This window comes from Streptomyces sp. LUP47B (assembly GCF_001746295.1).
GTDB lineage: Bacteria > Actinomycetota > Actinomycetes > Streptomycetales > Streptomycetaceae > Streptomyces.
On the sequence record NZ_MJAH01000006.1, the window covers coordinates 956,436 to 979,237 of the forward strand.

Consider the following 22,802-nt stretch of genomic DNA (forward strand, 5'->3'; position numbering starts at 1 on the left):
CCCAACGCTGCTGCTCAGGCGAGCAGTTCGACTTCCGACACCACCGCCTCGCCGTCGAGCACCAGACGGTACTTCCCGTACGTACCCGGAGATCTCACGGTGAACGCCCGTGTCTGCCGGTCCCAGGCGAAGGACTCCCCGGACCGCCGGTCCAGGGTCTTCCACGTGGTCCCGTCGTCCGAGCCCTGGAGGGTCCAGCCGCTCGGCGCCTTAGTGTGGTCCGAGGACGACGTGACCGTGTACTGAACGCCCTTGACCTGCTGGGACACCGGCAGATCCACCGAGGTCACGGCCGCGTCCGTCGCCGAGGTGTTGTCGAACAACGCCCCGTCGCCGACGAGCACGTCCGCACGCGGCGTGGGCACCTCGTCGTCCTGGGTGATCGACACCGGAGCCGCGTTCTTCCCCGTGCCCCACTTCGACGGACGGGAACCCATGTCGAAGTCCAGGACACCGCCGCGAGCCAGCAGGGAGTGCGGCAGTGAGGTCGACGTCCAGGCACGGCCGTTGACCTTCAGATCTTGCACATACACGTTCCGCGCGCTGTTCTTGGGCGCCCTGACCACCAGGTCCCGCCCGTTCTCCAGATGGACCGTCGCCTTGGTGAACAGCGGTGAGCCGACCGCGTATTCGCCGCTGCCCATCACCAACGGGTAGAAGCCCAGCGCCGAGAACAGATACCAGGCCGACTGCTCGCCGTTGTCCTCGTCACCGTGATAGCCCTGACCGATGTCGCTGCCGACGTACAACCGGGACAGCACCTCACGGACGTTGCGCTGCGTCTTCCACGGCTGACCGGCCGCGTCGTACATGTAGTTGACGTGGTGGGCGACCTGGTTGGAGTGCCCGTACATGCCCATCCGGACGTCCCGTGCCTCCGTCATCTCGTGGATGACCCCGCCGTAGGAGCCGACGAAGTCCGGCGAGGCCGTCTCGGGCGTCGCGAAGTACTCGTCCAGCTTCTCCGCGAGCCCGGAGCGGCCGCCGTACAGGTTGGCGAGACCCCGGCTGTCCTGCGGGGCGGTGAAGGCGTAGCCCCAGCCGTTGGTCTCGGTGTAGTCGTAGCCCCACACTCGCGGGTCGTAACTCGACGAATCCACACGCCATTTGCCGTCGGCGTCCCGGCCCTGGAAGAAGCCCGCCTTCGTGTCGAAGAGGTTCACGTAGTCGCGGGCCCGGTTGAGGAAGTACTCCGACTCCTCCTTGTAGCGCTTCTCGCCGGTCTTCGCGTAGAGCGCCTGTCCCATCCGCGCGATGCCGTAGTCGTTGAGGTAGCCCTCCAGCGCCCAGGACAGGCCCTCGTGGGTGTCGGTGCTGGTGTAGCCGAGGAAGGGCGAGGTGTCCATGCCCTTGCGTCCCACGCCGGACGACGGGGGCGCGACGGTCGCGTTCTTCAGGGCCGCGTCGTAGGCCGACTTCGCGTCGAAGTCGACTCCCTTGACGTATGCGTCCGCGAAGGCCACGTCCGAGGAGGTGCCGGTCATCAGGTCCGCGTACCCGGGGGAGGACCAGCGCGAGGTCCAGCCGCCGTCCTTGTACTGCTGGACGAACCCGTCGACCATCTCACCGGCCTGAGAGGGCGTCAGAAGCGAGTACGCCGGCCAGGTCGTCCGATAGGTGTCCCAGAAACCGTTGTTGACGTACACCTTGCCGTCCACGATCTTCGCCCCGGTGTGCGTCGGGGTGTCGGGGCCCGGCATCGGGGAGAAGGGCGAGGCGTACTGGTACGTCGAACCGACCTTCTCGAAGCCCGAGTTGGGGTACAGGTACAGCCGGTACAGGCTGGAGTACAGCGTGGTCAGCTGGTCCTGCGTGGCGCCCTCCACCTCGACCTTGCCGAGCAGCCGGTCCCACTGCCCCCGGGCCCGGTCCCGGACCTTCTCGAAGGAGGTGCCGTCCGGGATCTCCTGGCGCAGGTTGTCCTTCGCCTGGTCGAGGCTGATGAGCGAGGTCGCGAGCCGCAGGGTGACGGTCCGGTCCGCACCGGCGTCGAAGCGCAGATAGCCCTTGACCCCGGCGGCGGAACCGTCCTTCACCGGCTTGTCGAAGACGCCGTACACGAAGAGCCGGGTCGCCCCGGTGGACAGGCCGGACTTCACGTCCGAGTACCCCGTGATCACCCCGGCGTCCTTGTCGAGCGTCAGCCCCGCCTGGTCCGTCACGTTGTCGAAGAGCACGCTCGCGTCGTCACCCGGGTAGGTGAAGCGCAGGGCCGCCGCGTGGTCGGTCGGCGTCATCTCCGCCTTCAGCCCGTTCTCGAACCGCACCCCGTAGTAGTACGGCCGCGCCGTCTCGTTCTCGTGCCGGAACGCCAGCTCGCGTGCCTCACGGCCGGTGTCCGGGGTGCCCGACACGGCCGACGGCATCACCTGGAAGGTCTGCCGGTCGCCCATCCACGGACTCGGCTCGTGGCTCGCGCTGAACGCCTGGACCGTTGGCAGATTGTCCGGATTGTTCGCACGGGCGTAGTCATAGAGCCAGCTCAGCGAGGACGCGTTGGTCACCGGCGTCCAGAAGTTGAAGCCGTGCGGCACGGCCGTCGCCGGGAAGTCGTTGCCGCGCGAGAAGCCGCCGCTGGAGTTGGTGCCACGGGTGGTGAGCGCGTAGTCCGACAGATGCGCCTTCGGCTTCTCCGGCGCGGCCCGCTCCAGCGTCACGTCGTCCAGCCAGCCCCGGAACTTCGCCGGCCCGCTCGGGGAGTCGTACGCGACGAGGATCCGGTCGACGGTCTTCCCGGCCGCGACCGACCCGATCCGCGAGACCACGTTGTTCCACTGGTTGACGTAGAGCACCTTGGCGGCGCCCTGCCCCTGGGGTGAGACCGTAAATCCGTGCTGGTCACGCGCCCCGAGGTCGCTCAGGAAGGTGCCGTCGGTGAAGGCCAGGTCCACGGAGACGTTCGTCGCGTCGTAGTCCCGGTCGCCGTCCGCCATCGACGGGAAGATCCGGTACGACAGCCGGGTCAGCGGATCCACCGCCACGTTCACGTCGAAGACCTTGTTGGTCGAGTACGCCCGCCCGTCCGCGGTGTGCCGTCCGGCGTAACGCAGAGCTCTCTTTCCGGTGAATCCGGCGCCCGCCTTCGCGGTGGGCGATCCGCTCGGACCGCGGTCGACCAGCGAGAGCATGTCCGGCGGGACCGGCCCCTCGCCGCCGCCCGTGGACAACTGCACATCGGCCAGCTGGAGGATGCCGGAGGCGCCGTTGTTCTTCGTGATTTCGAGCCGGAAGTGCTGGTATTCGGCCGGATCCGCGATGTCGTACGACTTTGTCCGGAACCGTTCGTCGAACGATTCGCCGGAGCGGGTGTCGAGGGTCTTCCAGTCCTTGCCGTCCGTCGAGCCCTTCAGCGTCCAGTCCCGGGGATCACGCTCGGCGGCGTCATTGGCCGAGGTCAGCGCGTACGTGACCACCTTGAGCGGCTTGGCCAGGTCGAACTCGGCCCAGCCGGTGGACTCGAAGGCCAGCCACTTGGTGCCGGGCTCGCCGTCGACGAGGTTCTCCTTCACCTCGCCGCCGCCGGTGTTCTCGGCGCTCGCCCGGACGTCCGTGACCTGGTCGGTGACATTGCCCGGGATGCCGGTGCTGTAGCCGCCGTCGACGCCGGAAGCCCTGCCGCCGTCGACGCTGCTGGTCCAGTCGGGCGCCGGTTCGCCGGCCTCGAAAGAGGAGGTGAACCCCCGGTCCGCCGGTGCCGGGGCCTCGGGCAGGGCGACCGCCGCGCCCTGCGAGCCCACGGTCACGCAAAAGGCGGCCGTGATCACGACCGCCGTACTTCGTCTGAGTCGAGTTCTGTACCGATCCATCGGCGAGTACCCTCCCTGCACAAGGACGGACAACGTTGTCACACAATCCGTGCAAGGATCAGTAGTGGCCCAAGTGAACAGTGATGTCAAGAGGGTTGGGTGCGGCATTCGGGGCGTATGTCGCGGATTTTTCCGGCAAGCTTCGCACAGGGCGCTCATATTTCCGCGAGGTCTCAACTAGAGAACACCCAAGGCCAACATTGCGTTCGATCTTGCTCCGCCGACCGGAAGTGGACTATACCTGTCGGCGATTCACCCCTCTTGCACGAACCTGCTTGACCTGACCGCGGTGCCGGGGAGGATCCGGTTCACCGCCTGAGTCCTGGAGAAGGCGAGGACTTGAGCATGGGATCCACTTCCGCCGAGAACAGCAACAACGGCAGCGCGGGTGTAGGCCGCCGCGATCTGATCAAGCGGTCGGCCGCACTCGGTCTGATCTCCGTCCCGACGATGAGTTTTCTGTCGGCGTGCGCCAGCAGCGGCGGCGACGACAGCGGCGACAAGGCCAAGGCGGGCAAGAAGACCGCCAAGAACCCCCTGGCCGTCAACGACACCGCGCAGATGGAGTTCGTCCTGTTCGACGGCGGCTTCGGCAAGGAGTACGCCGAGGACGCCGTGAAGATCTACGAGAAGAACTTCCCGAAGGCCAAGGTGAAGTTCTCCGCCACCCAGAAGATCCAGTCCACGCTCCAGCCCCGCTTCAACCAGGGCACCCCGCCGGACCTCATCGACAACTCCGGCGCCGAGCAGATGGACATGGGCGTCCTGGTCGGCAAGAGCCAGCTCGCCGACCTCACCCCGCTCCTGGACGCCCCGTCCTACGACGACCCGAGCAAGAAGGTCCGCGACACCCTGCGCCCCGGCATCGTCGAGATGGGCCAGTTCGACGGCGACCCGGTGTGGATCATGTACTACGCCTACACGGTCTACGGCGTCTGGTACTCCCAGAAGGCCCTCGACTCGCTCGACGAGCAGTACCCGGAGACCTGGGACCAGATGCTCGCGGTGTGCGAGAAGGCCAAGAAGAAGGGCATGGCGGGCTGGACGTACGCGGGCAAGTACCCGTACTACCTCCCCTTCTCGCTCTACCCGATGATCGGCAAGGTCGGCGGTGTCGAGGTCCTCGACGCCATCGACAACCTGGAGCCGAACGCCTGGAAGAACCCGGCGGTCAAGGCGTGTTTCGAGGCCTACTACGAGCTCTACAAGAAGGGCTACGTCCTCAAGGGCACCCCCGGTCTCGACCACATCCAGTCGCAGACCGCCTGGGCCCAGGGCAAGGCGCTGTTCATCCCGAACGGCTCCTGGGTGGAGAACGAGTCGGCCAACGTCATCCCCAAGGACTTCGACCTCGCGGTCTCGGCGCCCACCGGCATCGACTCCTCCGACAAGATGCCCTTCGGCACCATCTGGGCCTCCGGCGGTGAGCCCTTCATCGTCCCGGCCAAGGCGAAGAACACCGCGGGCGGCATGGAGCAGCTGCGCATCATGCTCAGCGAGGCGTCCTCGAAGAACTTCACGGCCAAGGTCAAGTCCCTGACCGCCTTCAACGGCGGCACCGACGGCATCACCCTCACCCCGGGCCTCAAGTCCGGTGTGGCCGCGCTGGAGAAGGCCGGCGACAACGTGGTGAACCCGCGTCTGCAGGACTGGTACGTCCAGCTCCAGAAGGAGCAGATCGGTGTGGCGGGCCTCGGCGAGATGATGGCCGGGCGGCTCACTCCCGCGGAGGCCATCAAGAAGATCCAGGGCTTCGCCGACGCGGCCGCGAAGGACTCGTCGATCAAGCACTACAAGCACCAGTAACGGCAACGGAGCGGCGATGCAGCACGGCAAGTACCGGTTCATCGTGGGGTTTCTGGCGCTGCCCCTGGGACTGTACGCGCTATTCGTGGTCTGGCCGTTCATCCAGTCCATCTACTACTCGTTCACGGACTGGACCGGCCTGAGCCCCGAATTCAAGATGGTCGGCCTGGACAACTACCGGAGGATGCTGGACGACCCGATCTTCTGGAAGTCCTTGCAGCACAGCTTGATCTTCGCGCTCGTGCTGCCGCTGGTGACGATCAGCCTCGCGCTGTTCTTCTCCTTCATGATCAATGTCGGCGGACGGAAGAGAAGGGGGGGCCCGGTCGTCACCGGTGTCCGGGGCTCCTCCTTCTACAAGATCGTGTATTTCTTCCCGCAGGTCCTCTCGATCGCGATCGTCGCCCTGTTGTTCGCCTTCGCGTACAACCCGGACAGCGGTGCCATCAACTCGATCCTGCGCGGCATCGGGCTCGGCAGCATCCAGCCGTTGTGGCTGGGCGACCCGAGCCTCGCCCTGTGGGCCGTGATGGCGGTCCTCGTGTGGTCCACGGTCGGCTTCTTCGTGGTCCTGTTCAGCGCCGGTATGGCCTCCATCCCGGCGGACCTGTACGAGGCGGCACTGCTCGACGGGGCGGGGCGGGCCAGCACGTTCTTCCGGATCACCCTGCCGCTGCTGTGGGACACGGTGCAGTCCGGCTGGGTCTACATGGGCATCCTGGCTCTCGGTGCCGAGTCGTTCGCGGTCGTACAGATCATGACGACCGGACCCGGCGGCCCCGACTACTCGACCACCGTCATGGTCCTGTACGTGTACCAGAAGGCGTTCCGTGACGGACAGGCCGCCTATGCCACCACCATCGGCGTCGCCCTGCTCGTCGTCACGCTGGCGTTCGCCGCCCTGGTGATGCGGCTGGGCCGGCGCGAGCGGCTGGAGTACTGATCCGATGAAGACGACCGAAACCCCTGCCCCCGTACCGGCCGAGTCCGGTGTTCCCGTCGCCAAGACCGAGACCCGAGGCGACCCTGCCCGGAAGGAGAAGAAGGAGGGCGGCGTCCTCAACGTCTTCTCGCACGGCATGCTCATCCTGTGGGCGTTCATGGTCGTGCTGCCGCTGCTGTGGGCGGTGATGACGTCCTTCAAGGACGACAGCTCCATCTTCAACTCGCCCTGGGCGCTGCCGGACAAGCTGCACTTCGACAACTGGTCGCGGGCCTGGACCGACGCCAACATGAGCGACTACTTCCTCAACACCATTCTGGTGGTGGCGGGTTCGCTCATCGGCACGCTGGTGCTCGGCTCGATGGCGGCGTATGTGCTGGCCCGGTTCGATTTCCCGGGCAACCGTTTCATCTACTTCCTGTTCATCGGCGGCATGAGTTTTCCGATCATGCTGGCGCTGGTCCCGCTGTTCTACGTCGTGAACAACATGGGCCTGCTGAACACGATCCACGGGCTGATCCTGGTCTACATCGCCTACTCGCTGCCGTTCACGGTCTTCTTCCTGACCGCGTTCTTCCGCACCCTGCCGACCTCGGTGGCGGAGGCGGCCTTCGTGGACGGCGCCTCGCACTCCAGGACGTTCTTCCAGATCATGCTGCCGATGGCCAAGCCGGGCCTGATCAGCGTGGGGATCTTCAACTTCCTGGGCCAGTGGAACCAGTACATGCTGCCGACGGTGCTCAACACCGACCCGGACAAACGGGTGCTGACCCAGGGGCTGGTCCAACTCGCGGCCAGCCAGGGCTACAAGGGCGACTGGTCGGGCCTGTTCGCCGGTCTGGTGATGGCGATGATCCCGGTCCTCGTGGCCTACATCATCTTCCAGCGACAGGTGGTGGCAGGACTGACGGCGGGTGCCCTGAAGTAGCCTCGGCCGTCCGCACGGGCGTCACCCCTTCAAGGTCCGGATCTTGAACGGGCGGCGCCCCTTCGCCATGGACAAGAACGCGGATACTGTTCAACCTCTTGACGGGAGGCGACCCTAACGGCTCATCTTAGAGTTCACTAGTTGGACATAGACGGGGCCTCATCGCTGCGGTCCCGCGCGCAGGAGGTCGTCGTGGAGACTCCGGGGTCGCAGTCGTCGCTGCACCGAGCCAACCTGGAGCGGGTCGTACGTGCCGTCCGGCTGGCCGGGTCGCTCACGCAGGCGGAGATCGCACGCACCACGGGACTGTCCGCCGCGACCGTCTCCAACATCGTCCGCGAGCTCAAGGACGGCGGAACCGTCGAGGTCACGCCCACGTCGGCGGGCGGCAGGCGGGCGCGCGCGGTCTCCCTGAGCGGGGACGCCGGCATCGTCATAGGGGTGGATTTCGGGCACACCCATCTGCGCGTCGCGGTCGGGAACCTCGCCCACCAGGTGCTGGCCGAGGAGTCCGAGCCGCTGGACGTGGACGCCTCCTCCACCCAGGGCTTCGACCGGGCGGAACAGCTGGTCACCCGGCTGATCGAGGCGACCGGCGTGGACCGCTCGAAGATCGCCGGGGTGGGCCTCGGCGTGCCCGGCCCCATCGACCTGGAGTCCGGCTCCCTGGGTTCCTCCGCCATCCTGCCGGGCTGGATCGGCACCAAGCCCGCCGAGGAGCTCCAGGGGCGCCTCGGCGTGCCCGTGCACGTGGACAACGACGCCAACCTGGGCGCCCTCGGAGAGCTGGTATGGGGCAGTGGCCGGGGGGTGCGGGACCTGGCATACATCAAGGTCGCGAGCGGTGTGGGTGCCGGGCTGGTCATCAGCGGCAAGATCTACCGGGGCCCGGGTGGCACAGCGGGAGAAATCGGGCATATTACTCTTGATGAGTCCGGTCCCGTCTGCCGTTGCGGCAACCGCGGTTGTCTGGAGACCTTCGCGGCCGCGCGCTATGTGCTCCCGCTGCTCCAGTCCAGCCACGGCACCGATCTCACCATGGAGGGCGTTGTTCGACTCGCACGGGACGGAGATCCTGGCTGTCGTCGGGTGATCGCCGACGTCGGCCGACACATCGGCAGTGGAGTCGCCAATCTCTGCAACTTGCTGAACCCGAGCCGAGTCGTCCTGGGCGGTGATCTCGCCGAGGCCGGTGAGCTGGTGCTCGGGCCGATCAGGGAGTCCGTCGGCCGCTATGCGATCCCCAGTGCGGCACGCCAACTGAGCGTGCTTCCCGGGGCACTTGGAGGTCGTGCGGAGGTGCTCGGAGCACTCGCCCTCGCGCTCAGCGAGATGGGTGATTCGACCCTTTTGGACAGCACGCTGCACGCAGCGACACCTGCCTTCACTTAGAGAACGCAGGACGCCGTTGCCATCTCGTTAAGTATTTACTTCTTGACGTCGCACGTGCGGCCGAGTTGACTTCCAGCCACCTCGGCCGCAACGACGCGGCCTCGTCAGGGAGGTTTCAAAAGTGAACACGCTCATGCGTCGTGTGGCCGTATCCGTCGCGATCTCGGCGCTCGCTGTCTCGGCCGCCGCTTGTGGCAAGGCCGGTGACGACAACGGCAGTGACAGCAGCAGCTCGGGCTCGGGCAGCAAGTCGATCGGTCTGCTCCTGCCCGACAACGTCACGGCGCGGTACGAGAAGTTCGACAAGCCGTACTTCGAGGACAAGGTCAAGGAGCTGTGCAGCGACTGCACCGTCTCCTACGCCAACGCCGCGGCCGACCCGGCCAAGCAGGCCCAGCAGATGAGCAGCATGGTGACCAAGGGCGTCAAGGTCATCGTGATCTCGGCGCAGGACTCGGCCGCCATCAAGTCCTCCATCGCCTCCGCGGTGAGCAAGGGCGTCAAGGTCGTCGCGTACGACCGTCTGGCCCAGGGCCCGGTCTCCGCGTACGTCTCCTTCGACAACGTCAAGGTCGGCGAGCTCCAGGGTCAGGCCCTGCTCGACGCCCTCGGCTCCAAGGCGACGCCCAAGGCGAACGTCGTCATGATCAACGGTGACGACGCCGACCCGAACGCCGCGCAGTTCAAGGAGGGCGCGCACAAGGTCCTCGACGGCAAGGTCAAGATCGCCTACGAGCAGTCCGGCCTGTGGAAGGACACCGTCGCCGCGCAGAAGGTGTCCGCGGCCATCACCCAGCTGGGCGCCAAGAACATCGCGGGCGTCTACGCCGCCAACGACGGCATGGCCGGTGGTATCGCCAACACCCTCAAGGGCGCGGGCATCAGCACCATCCCGCTGACCGGTCAGGACGCCGAGCTCGCGGCCATCCAGCGGATCGTCGCCGGCACCCAGTCGGCCACCATCTACAAGCCCTACAAGGGCGAGGCCGACAACGCCGCCGAGCTCGCGGTCAACCTGCTGCAGGGCAAGGACATCAAGTCCCTGGCCGACACCCAGGTCACCAGCGGCTCCGGTGACAAGGTCCAGGCCAAGCTGCTGACCCCGGTCTCGGTGACCGTCAAGAACATCAAGGACACGGTCGTCAAGGACGGTCTGTACACCGTCGCCGACATCTGCACCGCGGACTACGCCGCCGCGTGCAAGAAGGCCGGCCTTCAGTAAGAGCCGCTGAGCCCCGGGGCGAGTCCTTCGACGGACCCGCCCCGACAGGCAGGCACAGAGCCTGTCCGGCGCCCGCACCGCCTTCATACCCCGCTGCGGGCGGGCGCCGGACGGAAGCATTGCGGACCGAGCCGTTGCCAACGGGCACCGGCCGCGCGCATGTTCGACTTGTAAATCCGTGCTGACAGCACCACTCGTAAGTAAGTGCTAAAAGCACAACCCCTCCGCGCCTACCCCAAGCGCGGCATCCCCGCCGGTCAGGCGGCGAAGGAGATGGTTAACGTGTCCGCTACGCCCGTGCTGGCGTTGCGCGGAGTCTCCAAGCGATTCGGTGCGGTGCAGGCCCTCACCGATGTCGAACTGGAGGTCCACGCCGGTGAAGTGGTCGCCCTCGTCGGCGACAACGGCGCTGGAAAGTCCACGCTGGTCAAGACGATCGCCGGTGTGCATCCCATCGATGAGGGCCTCATCGAGTGGGACGGCAGCCCGGTCAGCATCAACAAGCCGCACGACGCCCAGGGACTCGGCGTCGCGACGGTCTACCAGGACCTCGCCCTGTGCGACAACCTCGACGTGGTGGGCAACCTCTACCTCGGACGCGAGCTGCTGCGCCGCGGCATCATCGACGAGGTCACGATGGAGCAGAAGGCCCGCGAGCTGCTGAGCACGCTCTCCATCCGCATCCCGAGTGTGCGCATCCCGATCGCGAGCCTCTCCGGCGGTCAGCGCCAGGTCGTCGCCATCGCGCGCGCCCTGATCGGTGACCCCAAGGTCGTGATCCTGGACGAGCCCACCGCCGCCCTCGGTGTCGAGCAGACCGCACAGGTCCTCGACCTCGTCGAGCGGCTGCGCGAGCGCAACCTCGCCGTCATCCTCATCAGCCACAACATGGCCGACGTGAAGGCCGTCGCCGACACCGTCGCCGTGCTGCGACTGGGCAGGAACAACGGTTCCTTCTCGGTGAAGGACACCAGTCAGGAAGAGATCATCTCCGCGATCACGGGTGCCACGGACAACGCCGTGACCCGTCGTGCGGGGCGTCGCAGCACGGAGGCCGCGAAGTGAGCGACACATCCAAGGTTTCCAAGGCGGACGCCGGGACGAAGGGGCAGGCGTCGCAGTCGACGGGTGCCCCCACCGACGATCCCACCGCCGCGCCGGTCGCGACGGTCGACCCCCGTTTGCTGGTCCGCGAAGAGGGCCTCAAGGGCTACTGGACCGAGTTCACCCGCAAGGTCAAGGGCGGTGAGCTGGGCTCCCTGCCGGTCGTCATCGGCCTGATCGTCATCTGGGCGATCTTCCAGTTCAAGAACGACCGCTTCCTGAGCGCCGACAACCTCTCGAACATCAGCTACTACATGTCGGCCACCGGCATGATCGCCATCGGCCTGGTGTTCGTACTGCTGCTCGGCGAGATCGACCTGTCGGTCGGCTCGGTCAGCGGCCTGGCCTCCACCCTGTTCGCCGTGTGGGTGGTGCAGCACGGTATGAACGCCTGGCTCTCGCTGATCCTGGCGATCCTCGTCGGCATCGCCATCGGCGCACTGCAGGGCTGGTTCTTCGCCAAGATCGGGGTGCCGGCGTTCGTCGTCACCCTGGCAGGCCTCCTCGGCTGGAACGGCCTGATGCTGTGGCTGCTGGGCTCCAGCGGCACCATCAACATCCCGTCCGACTCGGGTCCGGTCCACCTGCTCGGCCAGAACTCCTTCTTCATGGACCAGGCCGTCATCGGCGGGTACCTGCTGGCCGGCCTCGCCGTCGTGCTGACCCTCGTCGGCAACTTCGGCGAGCAGCGGCGCCGCAAGGCCGCGGGCGTTCCCTTCCGGCCGACCGGCGAGATCCTGGTGCGCGTCGGTGCCCTCGCCGTCGCGTCCTTCGTGGCCGCCGCCGTGCTCAACAACGCGAACGGTGTCTCCAACTCGCTGGTGATCTTCCTGGCGGCGCTGGTGGTCGTGGACTTCGTGCTGCGCCGTACCACGTACGGCCGCAAGGTCTTCGCGGTCGGCGGCGGCATCGAGGCGGCCCGTCGTGCCGGTATCAACGTGCCGATGGTCCGCATCACCGTCTTCGCCATCTCCGGCGGGTTCGCGGCGATCGGCGGTATGTTCTTCGCCGGTCAGACCGCGAGCGCGACGCTCAGCGCCGGCGGCGGCAACACCCTGATGCTCGCCATCGCGGCGGCCGTCATCGGCGGTACGAGCCTCTTCGGCGGCCGCGGTTCGGTCTGGTCCGCCCTCCTGGGCATGCTGGTCATCCAGTCCATCACGACCGGTCTGGACCTGCTGAACATGAACGCCTCGATCCAGTACATGATCACCGGTGGTGTTCTGCTGGGCGCGGTCGTCATCGACTCGGTGTCCCGTAGGTCCCAGAAGGCGGCGGGTCGCGGATAGCGCCTGGCCGCACCCCTTCAGGTCGATCCCTTGCCCGGCACCCACAAGGTGCCGGGCAGGGTTGTTCTCGTGGAACATTAGACTCGACACGCCCGGCAAAGCTCGATCAGCTCTACTGCAAGGAGGCACGGGTGCCGCTGCTGACCCGCATCAGGGGACCGCGTGATCTGGACCGGCTCAGCCTTGAGGAGCTGGACCAGCTGGCCGACGAGATCAGGAACTTCCTCGTCGGCGCGGTCTCCAAGACCGGCGGCCACCTCGGCCCCAACCTCGGTGTGGTCGAGCTGACCATCGCCCTGCACCGGGTGTTCGACTCGCCCAGGGACCGGGTGCTCTTCGACACCGGCCACCAGGCCTATGTCCACAAGCTGCTCACCGGGCGGCAGGACTTCTCCAAGCTGCGCTCCAAGGGCGGGCTGTCCGGCTACCCCTCGCGCGCCGAGTCCGAGCACGACGTCATCGAGAACAGCCACGCCTCGACCGTCCTCGGATGGGCCGACGGGCTCGCCAAAGCCAACCAGGTGCTCCAACGGGACGACCACGTCGTCGCCGTGATCGGTGACGGTGCCCTGACCGGCGGCATGGCCTGGGAGGCGCTGAACAACATCGCCGACGCCAGGGACCGGCCGCTGGTCATCGTCGTCAACGACAACGAGCGGTCCTACGCACCGACCATCGGCGGCCTCGCCAACCACCTCGCCACCCTGCGCACCACCGACGGCTACGAGCGCTTCCTCGCCCGCGGCAAGGACCTGCTGGAGCGCACCCCCGTCGTCGGCAGGCCCCTCTACGAGACCCTGCACGGGGCCAAGAAGGGCCTCAAGGACTTCATCGCGCCCCAGGGCATGTTCGAGGACCTCGGCCTGAAGTACGTCGGTCCCATCGACGGCCACGACCTCGAGGCACTGGAGTCGGCGCTGGCCCGCGCCAAGCGCTTCGGCGGCCCGGTCATCGTGCACTGCCTCACCCAGAAGGGCCGCGGCTACGAGCCCGCCGAGCAGGACGAGGCCGACCGCTTCCACGGCATCGGCCCCATCCACCCGGACACCGGCCTGCCGATCAAGGCCTCCGCCGCCAGCTGGACCTCCGTCTTCGGCGACGAGATGGTCAAGCTGGGCCGGGAGCGCGAGGACATCGTCGCCATCACCGCGGCCATGCTCCAGCCGGTCGGCCTGAAGAAGTTCGCGGACACCTTCCCGGGGCGCATCTACGACGTCGGCATCGCCGAGCAGCACGCGGCCGTGTCGGCGGCCGGCCTCGCGACCGGCGGCCTGCACCCCGTCTTCGCCGTGTACGCCACCTTCCTCAACCGTGCCTTCGACCAGGTCCTCATGGACGTCGCCCTGCACAAGTGCGGTGTGACCTTCGTGCTCGACCGGGCCGGCGTCACCGGCGACGACGGCGCCTCGCACAACGGCATGTGGGACATGTCGATGCTCCAGGTCATCCCCACGCTCCGGCTCGCCGCCCCGCGCGACGCCGAACAGCTGCGCGCCCAGCTGCGGGAGGCCGTCCAGGTCGACGACGCGCCGACCGTGCTGCGCTACTCCAAGGGCGTCGTGGGTCCCGCCGTACCCGCCGTGGGCACCGTCGGCGGCATGGACGTCCTGCGCGAGCCGGGGACCGACACGCCCGACGTGCTCCTCGTCTCCGTCGGCGCCCTCGCCCCCATGTGCCTGGAGATCGCCACGCTCCTCGACAAGCAGGGCATCTCCACCACCGTCGTCGACCCGCGCTGGGTCAAGCCCGTCGACGAGGCCATGGCCCCGCTCGCCGAGCGGCACCGCGTGATCGTCACCGTCGAGGACAACTCCCGCGTCGGCGGTGTCGGCTCGGCGATCGCGCAGGCCCTGCGTGACGCGGGCGTCGACGTCCCGCTGCGCGACTTCGGCATCCCGCCGCGCTTCCTCGACCACGCCTCCCGTGCCGAGATCATGGCGGAGATCGGCCTCACCGCCCCCGACATCGCCCGCCAGGTCACCGGCCTGGTCTCCAAGCTGGACGGGCGGTACAGCGACAGCGCGGCCGAGGCGGAGCAAGCAACCGCCCGCGACTGACACGGCCGAACGGGCCGGCCGTACCACTCGTGACAGTGGTACGGCCGGCCCGTTCGCGTGAATCCCCCCGCGCCGGGGCATACGACCTACGCCCCCTCTCGATCATGTCGAGGACGACACAGCGTGGGAGGTACCCGTGAGCAGCACCCTCTTCCGGACGAAGAAGGTCGAGCAGTCCATCCTCGACACCGAGGAGCCAGAGCACGCGCTCAAGAAGTCCTTGTCCGCGCTGGATCTGACCGTCTTCGGTGTCGGCGTCATCATCGGCACCGGCATCTTCGTCCTGACCGGCACCGTCGCCAAGAACAACGCCGGACCGGCGGTGGCCCTGGCCTTCGTCGTGGCCGGTGTCGTCTGCGCGCTCGCCGCGCTCTGCTACGCCGAGTTCGCCTCCACCGTCCCGGTGGCGGGATCGGCGTACACGTTCTCCTACGCCTCCCTCGGCGAACTGCCCGCCTGGATCATCGGCTGGGACCTGGTCCTGGAGTTCGCGCTGGGCACGGCGGTGGTGTCCGTCGGCTGGTCCGGCTACATCGCCTCGCTGCTGGACAACGCGGGCTGGCATCTGCCGGCGGCGCTCGGCAGCCGCGACGGGGCCGACGGCTTCGGCTTCGACATCCTCGCCGCCGCGCTCGTCCTGGTGCTGACCGGCATCCTCGTGCTCGGCACCAAGCTCTCCGCGCGCGTGACCTCGATCGTCGTCGCCATCAAGGTGACGGTCGTGCTGACCGTGATCATCGCGGGCGCCTTCTTCGTCAAGAGCGACCACTACGACCCGTTCATCCCCAAGGCGCAGAAGGTGCCGGCCGGTGACAGTCTCCAGTCACCGCTGATCCAGTTGATGTTCGGCTGGGCGCCCTCCAACTTCGGCGTCATGGGCATCTTCACCGCCGCCTCCGTCGTCTTCTTCGCCTTCATCGGCTTCGACGTCGTGGCCACGGCCGCCGAGGAGACCAGGAATCCGCAGCGCGACATGCCCCGCGGCATCCTCGGCTCCCTCCTCATCTGCACGACCCTCTACGTCGCCGTCTCGATCGTCGTGACGGGCATGCAGAAGTACACCGACCTGTCGGTCACGGCCCCGCTCGCCGACGCGTTCAAGGCCACCGGCCACCCCTGGTTCGCGGGCTTCATCAGCTTCGGCGCCGCCGTCGGCCTGACCACGGTCTGCATGATCCTGCTCCTCGGCCAGACCCGGGTGTTCTTCGCGATGAGCCGCGACGGACTGCTGCCGACGTTCTTCTCCCACGTCCACCCGAAGTTCAGGACCCCGCACCGTCCGACCATCCTGCTCGGCGTCATCATCGCGATCGTCGCCGGCTTCACACCCCTGAGCGAACTCGCCGAACTGGTCAACATCGGCACCCTGTTCGCGTTCGTGGTGGTCGCCATGGGCGTGGTCATCCTCCGCAAGTCCCGCCCCGACCTGCCCCGCGCCTTCCGCACCCCCTGGGTGCCGGTCGTCCCGATCCTGTCGGTCCTCGCCTCCCTCTGGCTGATGCTCAACCTGCCGACAGAGACCTGGCTGCGGTTCGCGATCTGGATGGTCATCGGCTTCCTCGTCTACTTCCTCTACGGCCGCAGCCACAGCCGTCTCGGCCGGAGCACGGCGGCGACGGCCGACAACACGGAGTAACACATACGTTCCACCTCGACGGCCCCGTATGTCCCGTTCGGTCGGGATGTGCGGGGCCGGATAGCGTGCTGCCCATGCCCGCAGAGCTCCTGCTCCCGTCACGTTCCGTACCCGGCTCCCGGGCGGCGTACTGGAGCCGACTGCTGCCCCCGCTCGCGGCCCTGGCCTGTGTGACGCGAGTCCCGTCCTTCACGCGCCCCCTCTGGAACCCGGACGAGGGCTATCTCGCCGTACAGGCACGGCTGTTGGCGCAGGGCGGGCAGCTCTACGAGACGGTCGTCGACCGCAAGCCGCCCTTCGTGCCGTGGCTCTACGAGGCCGCGTTCGCGGTGACGGGCTCCGGCACGCTGGCCGGGGTGCGGGTCCTGGCGGTCCTGGCCCAACTCCTCACCGCCGCCCTGCTGGCTTCCCTGGCCCGCCGCCGCTGGGGCGACACGTCCGGCCGTACCGCCGGAGCGCTGTATCTGCTGATCTCCGTCGGCCTGAACCCTGAGGACGCGCAGGCCGCGACCTTCGAGGTGTTCCTCCTGCCCTGCACGGCCGCCGCGATGTGGTGCGCGGACCGGCGGCGCTGGGGCGCGGCGGGAACGGCGGTCGCGTGCGCGTTCCTCACGAAGCAGACGGGCGGGGCGGTGCTCCTGCCGGTCCTCTGGCTGTACATCGCCTCGGGCGCGGGGCGTCGGGGTGTGCGGTGGCTCATGGCGGGGGCGTTGGCGCCGGTGCTGTCCGCGGCGCTGGCGACGGACCCGGCGGGTCTCCTGTTCTGGACGGTGACGGGTTCGGGAGCGTACGCGACGCTGACCGGCTCCGAACTCCACGTACTGGCGAGGGGTTTGGCCAACACCGGGATCGTGGCGGTGGCCTGCGCGGGCCTGATCGCTCCTGTCGTACGGGCCCGGCGCGCACCGACCGCCGATCTGTGGCTGTGGCTGCTCGCGTCGGCGGGAGCGGTGCTGCTCGGCCTCCACTTCTTCGGCCACTACTACCTCCAACTCCTCCCGCCGGCCGCGCTCCTGGCCGCGGGGGCGCTGCGCGCGCTGCCGTACGACCGCACGATCACGGCGCTGCTCACTTCGGCCTGCGCGTGCGCGCTGTTCCTGACGTGGGGTGTGCTGGCCCCTCGCACCGACCTCGACCACGCACGCCGTGTCGCGCAAGCGGTGTCGTCCCGAACGCCGCCGGACGATCCGGTCCTGATCTGGGGAATGCACCCGGAGACGTACTGGCTGGCGGACCGGGCCCCGGCCACCCGCTATCTGACGGCGGGTCTCCTCACGAACTACAGCGGGGGCCGGGACGGCGGGCGGGTGGGGGAGCGGTATGCCGTGCGGGGTACGTGGACGGTGTTCCGGCGGGAGGCGGTCTCGGCGGCCCTGGTGGTGGACGACTCCCGCGGCAAGCCGTACGCGCCGGAACGGGTGCGGGGCCTCCGGCGGTTGTTGGCGGCGGGGTACGAGGAGGTGGGGACGGTGGATGGGGCGGTGCTGTATGTGAAACGGCGGTAGGGGTGCGTTGTCGGCTGCGGGCCGGTGGGGGCTGGTCGCGCAGTGTGCTGCCCTTCGGCCCCGCGCCCCTGAGGTACGTGGACTGGACCCACCTTGAGGGGCGCGGGGAACTGCGCGACCAGCCACGGCGAACCCGCAGCCGCCGGACCACACAGCGCGGCACATCGGACGGCGCTCAGGGACGAACCGTCCGCGGCCCCGCCACTTCCGCCCCCAACTCCCCGACCCTGCGCCGAAGTTCACGATCAGCGGTGACCACCAGCACGGGACGCGCACCCGCCTCCGCGACCAGTTCCACCATCCGGTCGTCGCCGCTCCCCGGCGCCGACTCCACCCGAACCCCCGGTACGGACTCCACTCCCCGGGCCGCCCCCTCCACCACCAGCACGATCTCCACCGGACCGTCCCGCCCCGGCAGCCCGTCCACCGCGAGCCGGTCCCGCAACCGCTCCGCCGCGCCCCGTCGGTCCCGCCACCACCCGTCCGGCACCGACCCGACGACATTCGCGCCATCCACGACGACCAGCAGCACGTCACTCATACGCCCAGCGTCCCACGACCGGCCCACCCGAAGACGGCACCGACCGCCCGATTAGAGTGGACCCGTGTCAATGGTCCGTACAGTGAACGGCGACTGGCTCATCCGCGCCCGTGACGGCCGACTCGGCGTCTACGCCACCCGCGACGAGGGCGTGTGGTGCCGGGCGGAGCGCCGCCCGGGCGGCGACACCTGGCTGCCCTGGCACAAGGTCGGCGGCGACCAGCGCCTGCACCCCGGACTCGCCGTGGGACACGGCGCCGACGGCTACGCACACCTCGTCTCCTGGCGTCCCACCAAGGCCGCGGAAGCGGGCCTCGTGCACTCCACCCACTTCCGCGTCCACCTCGCCGCCCTCGACTGGAGCCCGGTCGGCCACCCCGACAGGGCGGGCGCCCGCACCGGCGTCCCCGCCGTGGCCGTCGACGCGGAGGGCCGGGCGCATGTCTTCGTCGGCAACCGCGGCAACGGCGTGCACGCCCGCATCCAGAAGGAACGCGGCGGCTGGAACGCCTGGTCCGACCTCAAGGGCTCCGACGTGCACGAGCAACTGACCGCCGTGGCAGGGGAGTCGGGCCGGGTCGAGCTGTACGGCACCGGCCCGGACGGCATCCTGCGCTGGCTCCAGGAGGAAGCGGGCGCGCCTCCCGTACCGGCCGGCCCGCTGCCCGTCCGGGTCGAGCCGGGCACCCTCAGCGCGCTGCCCACCTCCAAGGAACACACCACGCTGTTCTTCGCGGACCCCGAGGGCATGCTCTACGCCTGGCGCCCGGACACCGAGCCGACGCCCCTGCTCGCGGCGGCCGGCCCCGGCCCGGCGGCCCTGCTCCGCTGCACCCTGGACGGCCATGACTGCACGCTGCTCGCCCAGCGTTCGGCCTCCGGCCGGGTCGCCTTCGCCGCGTGTCCGACCGAGCAGGAGTCGGCGGGCCTGTGGTGGACGGAGTCCGGGCCGCAGTTGCCGGTGGGCACGGCCGTGGCTCTCGCCGAGGACGCGGACGGCCGTATCGTCGCCGCGACGGTGACCCCCGAGGGAGAGCTCCGGATCGCCCGGCAGAAGGACGAGCCGGGTCTGGCACTGGCGGCCTGGCGGGAAGTCTGAGCGCTCGCGCACCTGGAGACAGGGAACGCCGAAAAGAGGGCCCCCGCCGCCGCGGAGGCCCTCTTCACCGTCGTAGACCGGTCGTTACGCCGGAACCGACGCCAGGCCCGGAGCCAGGAACTTCTTGCCGTTCACGCGCTCGGAGACACCCTCGCGGTCCAGGTACGGCGTGATGCCGCCCAGGTGGAAGGGCCAGCCGGCGCCCGTGATCAGGCAGAGGTCGATGTCCTGGGCCTCGGCGACGACACCCTCGTCGAGCATGAGCCCGATCTCCTGGGCGACGGCGTCGAGGACGCGGTCGCGGACCTGCTCCTCGGTCAGCACGGAGTCGCCCTGCTGCAGCAGTGCGGCGACCTCCGGGTCCAGCTCCGGCTTGCCGGAGTCGTAGACGTAGAAGCCGCGCTTGCCCGCCTTGACGACGGCCGCGAGGTTCGGGGAGACCGTGAAGCGGTCCGGGAAGGCCCGGTTGAGGGTCTCCGAGACGTGCAGACCGATCGCGGGACCGACCAGCTCGAGGAGGACGAGGGGAGACATCGGCAGGCCCAGGGGCTCCACCGCCTTCTCCGCCACCGCGACCGGGGTGCCCTCGTCGATGACGTTCTGGATCTCGCCCATGAAGCGGGTGAGGATGCGGTTCACGACGAACGCCGGGGCGTCCTTGACCAGCACCGCGGTCTTCTTCAGCTTCTTGGCCACGGCGAAGGCGGTGGCCAGCGACGCGTCGTCGGTCTGCTCGCCGCGGACGATCTCCAGGAGGGGGAGGATTGCGACCGGGTTGAAGAAGTGGAAGCCGACGACCCGCTCGGGGTTCTTCAGCTTCGACGCCATCTCGGTGACCGACAGCGAGGAGGTGTTGGTGGCGAGGATCGCGTGCGCCGGGGCGACCGCCTCGACCTCCGCGAACACCTGCTGCTTGACGCCGATCTCCTCGAACACGGCCTCGATGATGAAGTCCGCGTCGGAGAAGCCCTCCGCCTTGTCCAGCACACCGGTGACCAGGGCCTTGAGACGGTTGGCCTTGTCCTGGTTGATACGGCCCTTGCCGAGCAGCTTCTCGATCTCGGCGTGGACGTAGCCCACACCCTTGTCGACGCGCTCCTGGTCGATGTCGGTCAGCACGACCGGCACCTCGAGGCGGCGCAGGAAGAGCAGCGCGAGCTGGGAGGCCATCAGACCGGCGCCGACGACACCGACCTTGGTGACCGGGCGGGCCAGGTTCTTGTCCGGGGCGCCCGCGGGACGCTTGCCGCGCTTCTGCACCAGGTTGAACGCGTAGATGCCCGAGCGCAGTTCGCCACCCATGATCAGGTCGGCGAGGGCCTGGTCCTCGGCGTCGTAGCCCTGCTGGAGGTCGCCGTTCTTGGCGGCGGCGATGATGTCGAGGGCGCGGTAGGCGGCCGGAGCGGCCCCGTGCACCTTGGAGTCCGCGATGAAACGGCCCTTGGCGGCGGCCTGGTCCCAGGCCTCACCGCGGTCGATCACCGGGCGGTCGATGACGATCTCGCCCTTGAGGACGGACGCCGTCCAGAGCAGGGACTGCTCCAGGAAGTCCGCGCCCTCGAACAGCGCGTCGGCGATGCCCAGTTCGTAGACCTGCGCGCCCTTGAGCTGCTTGTTCTGGTTGAGGGAGTTCTCGATGATCACCGAGACGGCCTTGTCGGCGCCGATCAGGTTCGGCAGCAGGGTGCAGCCGCCCCAGCCGGGGACCAGACCGAGGAAGACCTCGGGGAGCGAGAAGGCGGGCAGGGCCGCGGACACCGTGCGGTAGGTGCAGTGCAGACCGACCTCGACGCCACCGCCCATGGCCGCGCCGTTGTAGTACGCGAAGGTCGGCACCGCGATACCCGCGAGGCGCTTGAAGACCTCGTGGCCGCCCTTGCCGATGGCCAGCGCGTCCTTGTGCTCCTTGAGCAGCTCGACGCCCTTGAGGTCGGCGCCGACGGCGAAGATGAACGGCTTGCCGGTGATGCCGACACCGACGATCTCGCCCGCCGAGGCCTCCTTCTCGACCTGGTCGATGGCGGTGTTCAGGTTCGCCAGCGAGGCCGGGCCGAAGGTGGTCGGCTTGGTGTGGTCGAGGCCGTTGTCCAGCGTGATGAGCGCGAAGCGGCCCGCGTTGAACGGCAGGTCCAGGTGGCGTACGTGCGCCTGGGTGACTACCTCGTCCGGGAACAGCTCGGCCGCACCCTTCAAGAGCTCAGTGGTGCTCACTTGCTGCCTCCGGCGTCCTTGTGGTTCGGGTTCTCCCAGATGACCGTCGCGCCCATGCCGAAGCCGACACACATGGTGGTCAGGCCGTAGCGGACCTCGGGCTGCTCCTCGAACTGGCGGGCCAGCTGCGTCATCAGACGCACACCCGAGGAGGCCAGCGGGTGACCGAAGGCGATCGCGCCGCCGTACTGGTTGACGCGCTCGTCGTCGTCCGCGATGCCGTAGTGGTCGAGGAAGGCGAGGACCTGGACGGCGAAGGCCTCGTTGATCTCGAACAGGCCGATGTCGGAGATGGACAGGCCCGCCTGGGCGAGCGCCTTCTCGGTGGCCGGGATCGGGCCGTAGCCCATGACCTCCGGCTCGACACCCACGAAGGAGTACGAGACGAGGCGCATCTTCACCGGCAGGTCGTTCTCGCGGGCGAAGTCCTCGGACGCGATCAGGGAGGCGGTGGCACCGTCGTTCAGACCGGCCGCGTTACCCGCGGTGACCCGGCCGTGCACGCGGAACGGCGTCTTCAGCCCGGAGAGGTTCTCCAGGGTGGTGCCGGGACGCATCGGCTCATCGGCCGTCACCAGACCCCAGCCGGTCTCGCCGGCCTCCGGGTTGGTGCGGCGCACGGAGATCGGGACCAGGTCGGCCTGGATCTTGCCGTTGGCGTACGCCTTGGCGGCCTTCTCCTGGGAGCGCACGGCGTACTCGTCGGCGCGCTGCTTGGTGATGTGCGGGTAGCGGTCGTGCAGGTTCTCGGCGGTCATGCCCATGAACAGAGCCGACTCGTCGACCAGCTTCTCGCTGACGAACCGCGGGTTCGGGTCCACGCCCTCACCCATGGGGTGGCGGCCCATGTGCTCGACACCGCCGGCGATGGCGATGTCGTAGGCACCGAAGGCGACCGATCCGGCGACCGTGGTGACGGCGGTCAGGGCGCCGGCGCACATGCGGTCGATGGAGTAGCCCGGGACGGACTGCGGCAGACCGGCGAGGATCCCGGCGGTACGGCCGATGGTGAGCCCCTGGTCACCGATCTGCGTGGTCGCGGCGATGGCGACCTCGTCGATCTTCTTGGGGTCGAGACCCGGGTTGCGGCGCAGCAGCTCCCGGATCGCCTTCACGACGAGGTCGTCGGCGCGGGTCTCGTGGTAGATGCCCTTCGGGCCCGCCTTGCCGAACGGGGTGCGGACGCCGTCGACGAAGACGACGTCCCTGACGGTACGAGGCACGATGGCTCTCCTCCAGATGCGGGATCTGCACTGCTGCGAT

At 68.5% G+C, this 22,802-nt stretch carries 15 protein-coding genes; 11 read left to right on the plus strand and 4 right to left on the minus strand.

The window, feature by feature from the left end:
- Positions 1-14 precede the first annotated feature (14 nt).
- Positions 15-3,743, minus strand: a complete 3,729-nt coding sequence (locus BFN33_RS22275) for a GH92 family glycosyl hydrolase (RefSeq protein WP_069761826.1) — start codon at positions 3,741-3,743, stop codon at positions 15-17.
- Between the two features lie 408 nt (positions 3,744-4,151).
- Between BFN33_RS22275 and ngcE the strand changes: the two genes are divergently transcribed.
- The 10 genes from ngcE to BFN33_RS22325 all read left to right on the plus strand — a co-directional run bounded on the left by ngcE (position 4,152) and on the right by BFN33_RS22325 (position 17,688).
- Positions 4,152-5,612, plus strand: a complete 1,461-nt coding sequence (gene ngcE / locus BFN33_RS22280) for an N-acetylglucosamine/diacetylchitobiose ABC transporter substrate-binding protein (RefSeq protein WP_069761827.1) — start codon at positions 4,152-4,154, stop codon at positions 5,610-5,612.
- Between the two features lie 16 nt (positions 5,613-5,628).
- A complete protein-coding gene (locus BFN33_RS22285) occupies positions 5,629-6,555 on the plus strand; it encodes a carbohydrate ABC transporter permease (RefSeq protein WP_069761828.1) in 927 nt (308 codons plus the stop codon).
- A gap of 4 nt (positions 6,556-6,559) precedes the next feature.
- Positions 6,560-7,483 carry a carbohydrate ABC transporter permease gene (locus BFN33_RS22290; RefSeq protein ID WP_069761829.1) on the plus strand — a complete coding sequence of 308 codons (924 nt, stop codon included), beginning with the start codon at positions 6,560-6,562 and terminating at the stop codon, positions 7,481-7,483.
- A gap of 192 nt (positions 7,484-7,675) precedes the next feature.
- Positions 7,676-8,875 carry an ROK family transcriptional regulator gene (locus BFN33_RS22295; RefSeq protein ID WP_069761830.1) on the plus strand — a complete coding sequence of 400 codons (1,200 nt, stop codon included), beginning with the start codon at positions 7,676-7,678 and terminating at the stop codon, positions 8,873-8,875.
- A 133-nt stretch (positions 8,876-9,008) separates the two neighbouring features.
- A complete protein-coding gene (locus tag BFN33_RS22300; RefSeq protein ID WP_069761913.1) occupies positions 9,009-10,097 on the plus strand; it encodes a sugar ABC transporter substrate-binding protein in 1,089 nt (362 codons plus the stop codon).
- 273 nt (positions 10,098-10,370) lie between these two features.
- Positions 10,371-11,162, plus strand: coding sequence for an ATP-binding cassette domain-containing protein (locus tag BFN33_RS22305; RefSeq protein ID WP_069761831.1), 792 nt, complete (start codon positions 10,371-10,373; stop codon positions 11,160-11,162).
- Complete coding sequence (locus BFN33_RS22310) at positions 11,159-12,490, plus strand: sugar ABC transporter permease (RefSeq protein ID WP_069761832.1); 1,332 nt, start codon at positions 11,159-11,161, stop codon at positions 12,488-12,490. Before BFN33_RS22305 ends, BFN33_RS22310 begins: the two co-directional genes overlap by 4 nt.
- A gap of 131 nt (positions 12,491-12,621) precedes the next feature.
- Complete coding sequence (gene dxs / locus BFN33_RS22315; RefSeq protein ID WP_069761833.1) at positions 12,622-14,547, plus strand: 1-deoxy-D-xylulose-5-phosphate synthase; 1,926 nt, start codon at positions 12,622-12,624, stop codon at positions 14,545-14,547.
- A 136-nt stretch (positions 14,548-14,683) separates the two neighbouring features.
- The gene (locus BFN33_RS22320; protein ID WP_069761834.1) at positions 14,684-16,183 is read left to right on the plus strand and encodes an amino acid permease; all 1,500 of its coding nucleotides are present in this window, start codon (positions 14,684-14,686) and stop codon (positions 16,181-16,183) included.
- 74 nt (positions 16,184-16,257) lie between these two features.
- Entirely contained in the window at positions 16,258-17,688 is a 1,431-nt protein-coding gene (locus BFN33_RS22325) for a glycosyltransferase family 39 protein (protein WP_069761835.1), read from the plus strand.
- A 175-nt stretch (positions 17,689-17,863) separates the two neighbouring features.
- Here BFN33_RS22325 and BFN33_RS22330 read toward each other — a convergent pair whose 3' ends face one another.
- Positions 17,864-18,229, minus strand: a complete 366-nt coding sequence (locus BFN33_RS22330) for an NTP pyrophosphohydrolase (protein WP_069761836.1) — start codon at positions 18,227-18,229, stop codon at positions 17,864-17,866.
- A gap of 70 nt (positions 18,230-18,299) precedes the next feature.
- On the opposite strand from BFN33_RS22330, the gene BFN33_RS22335 reads away from it, so the two are divergent.
- Positions 18,300-19,328 carry a hypothetical protein gene (locus BFN33_RS22335; RefSeq protein ID WP_079140927.1) on the plus strand — a complete coding sequence of 343 codons (1,029 nt, stop codon included), beginning with the start codon at positions 18,300-18,302 and terminating at the stop codon, positions 19,326-19,328.
- Between the two features lie 84 nt (positions 19,329-19,412).
- On the opposite strand, the gene BFN33_RS22340 is transcribed toward BFN33_RS22335, so the two are convergent.
- Positions 19,413-21,539, minus strand: a complete 2,127-nt coding sequence (locus tag BFN33_RS22340; RefSeq protein WP_069761837.1) for a 3-hydroxyacyl-CoA dehydrogenase NAD-binding domain-containing protein — start codon at positions 21,537-21,539, stop codon at positions 19,413-19,415.
- The gene (locus tag BFN33_RS22345) at positions 21,536-22,762 is read right to left on the minus strand and encodes an acetyl-CoA C-acyltransferase (protein WP_062036163.1); all 1,227 of its coding nucleotides are present in this window, start codon (positions 22,760-22,762) and stop codon (positions 21,536-21,538) included. Before BFN33_RS22345 ends, BFN33_RS22340 begins: the two co-directional genes overlap by 4 nt.
- Positions 22,763-22,802: the final 40 nt, after the last annotated feature.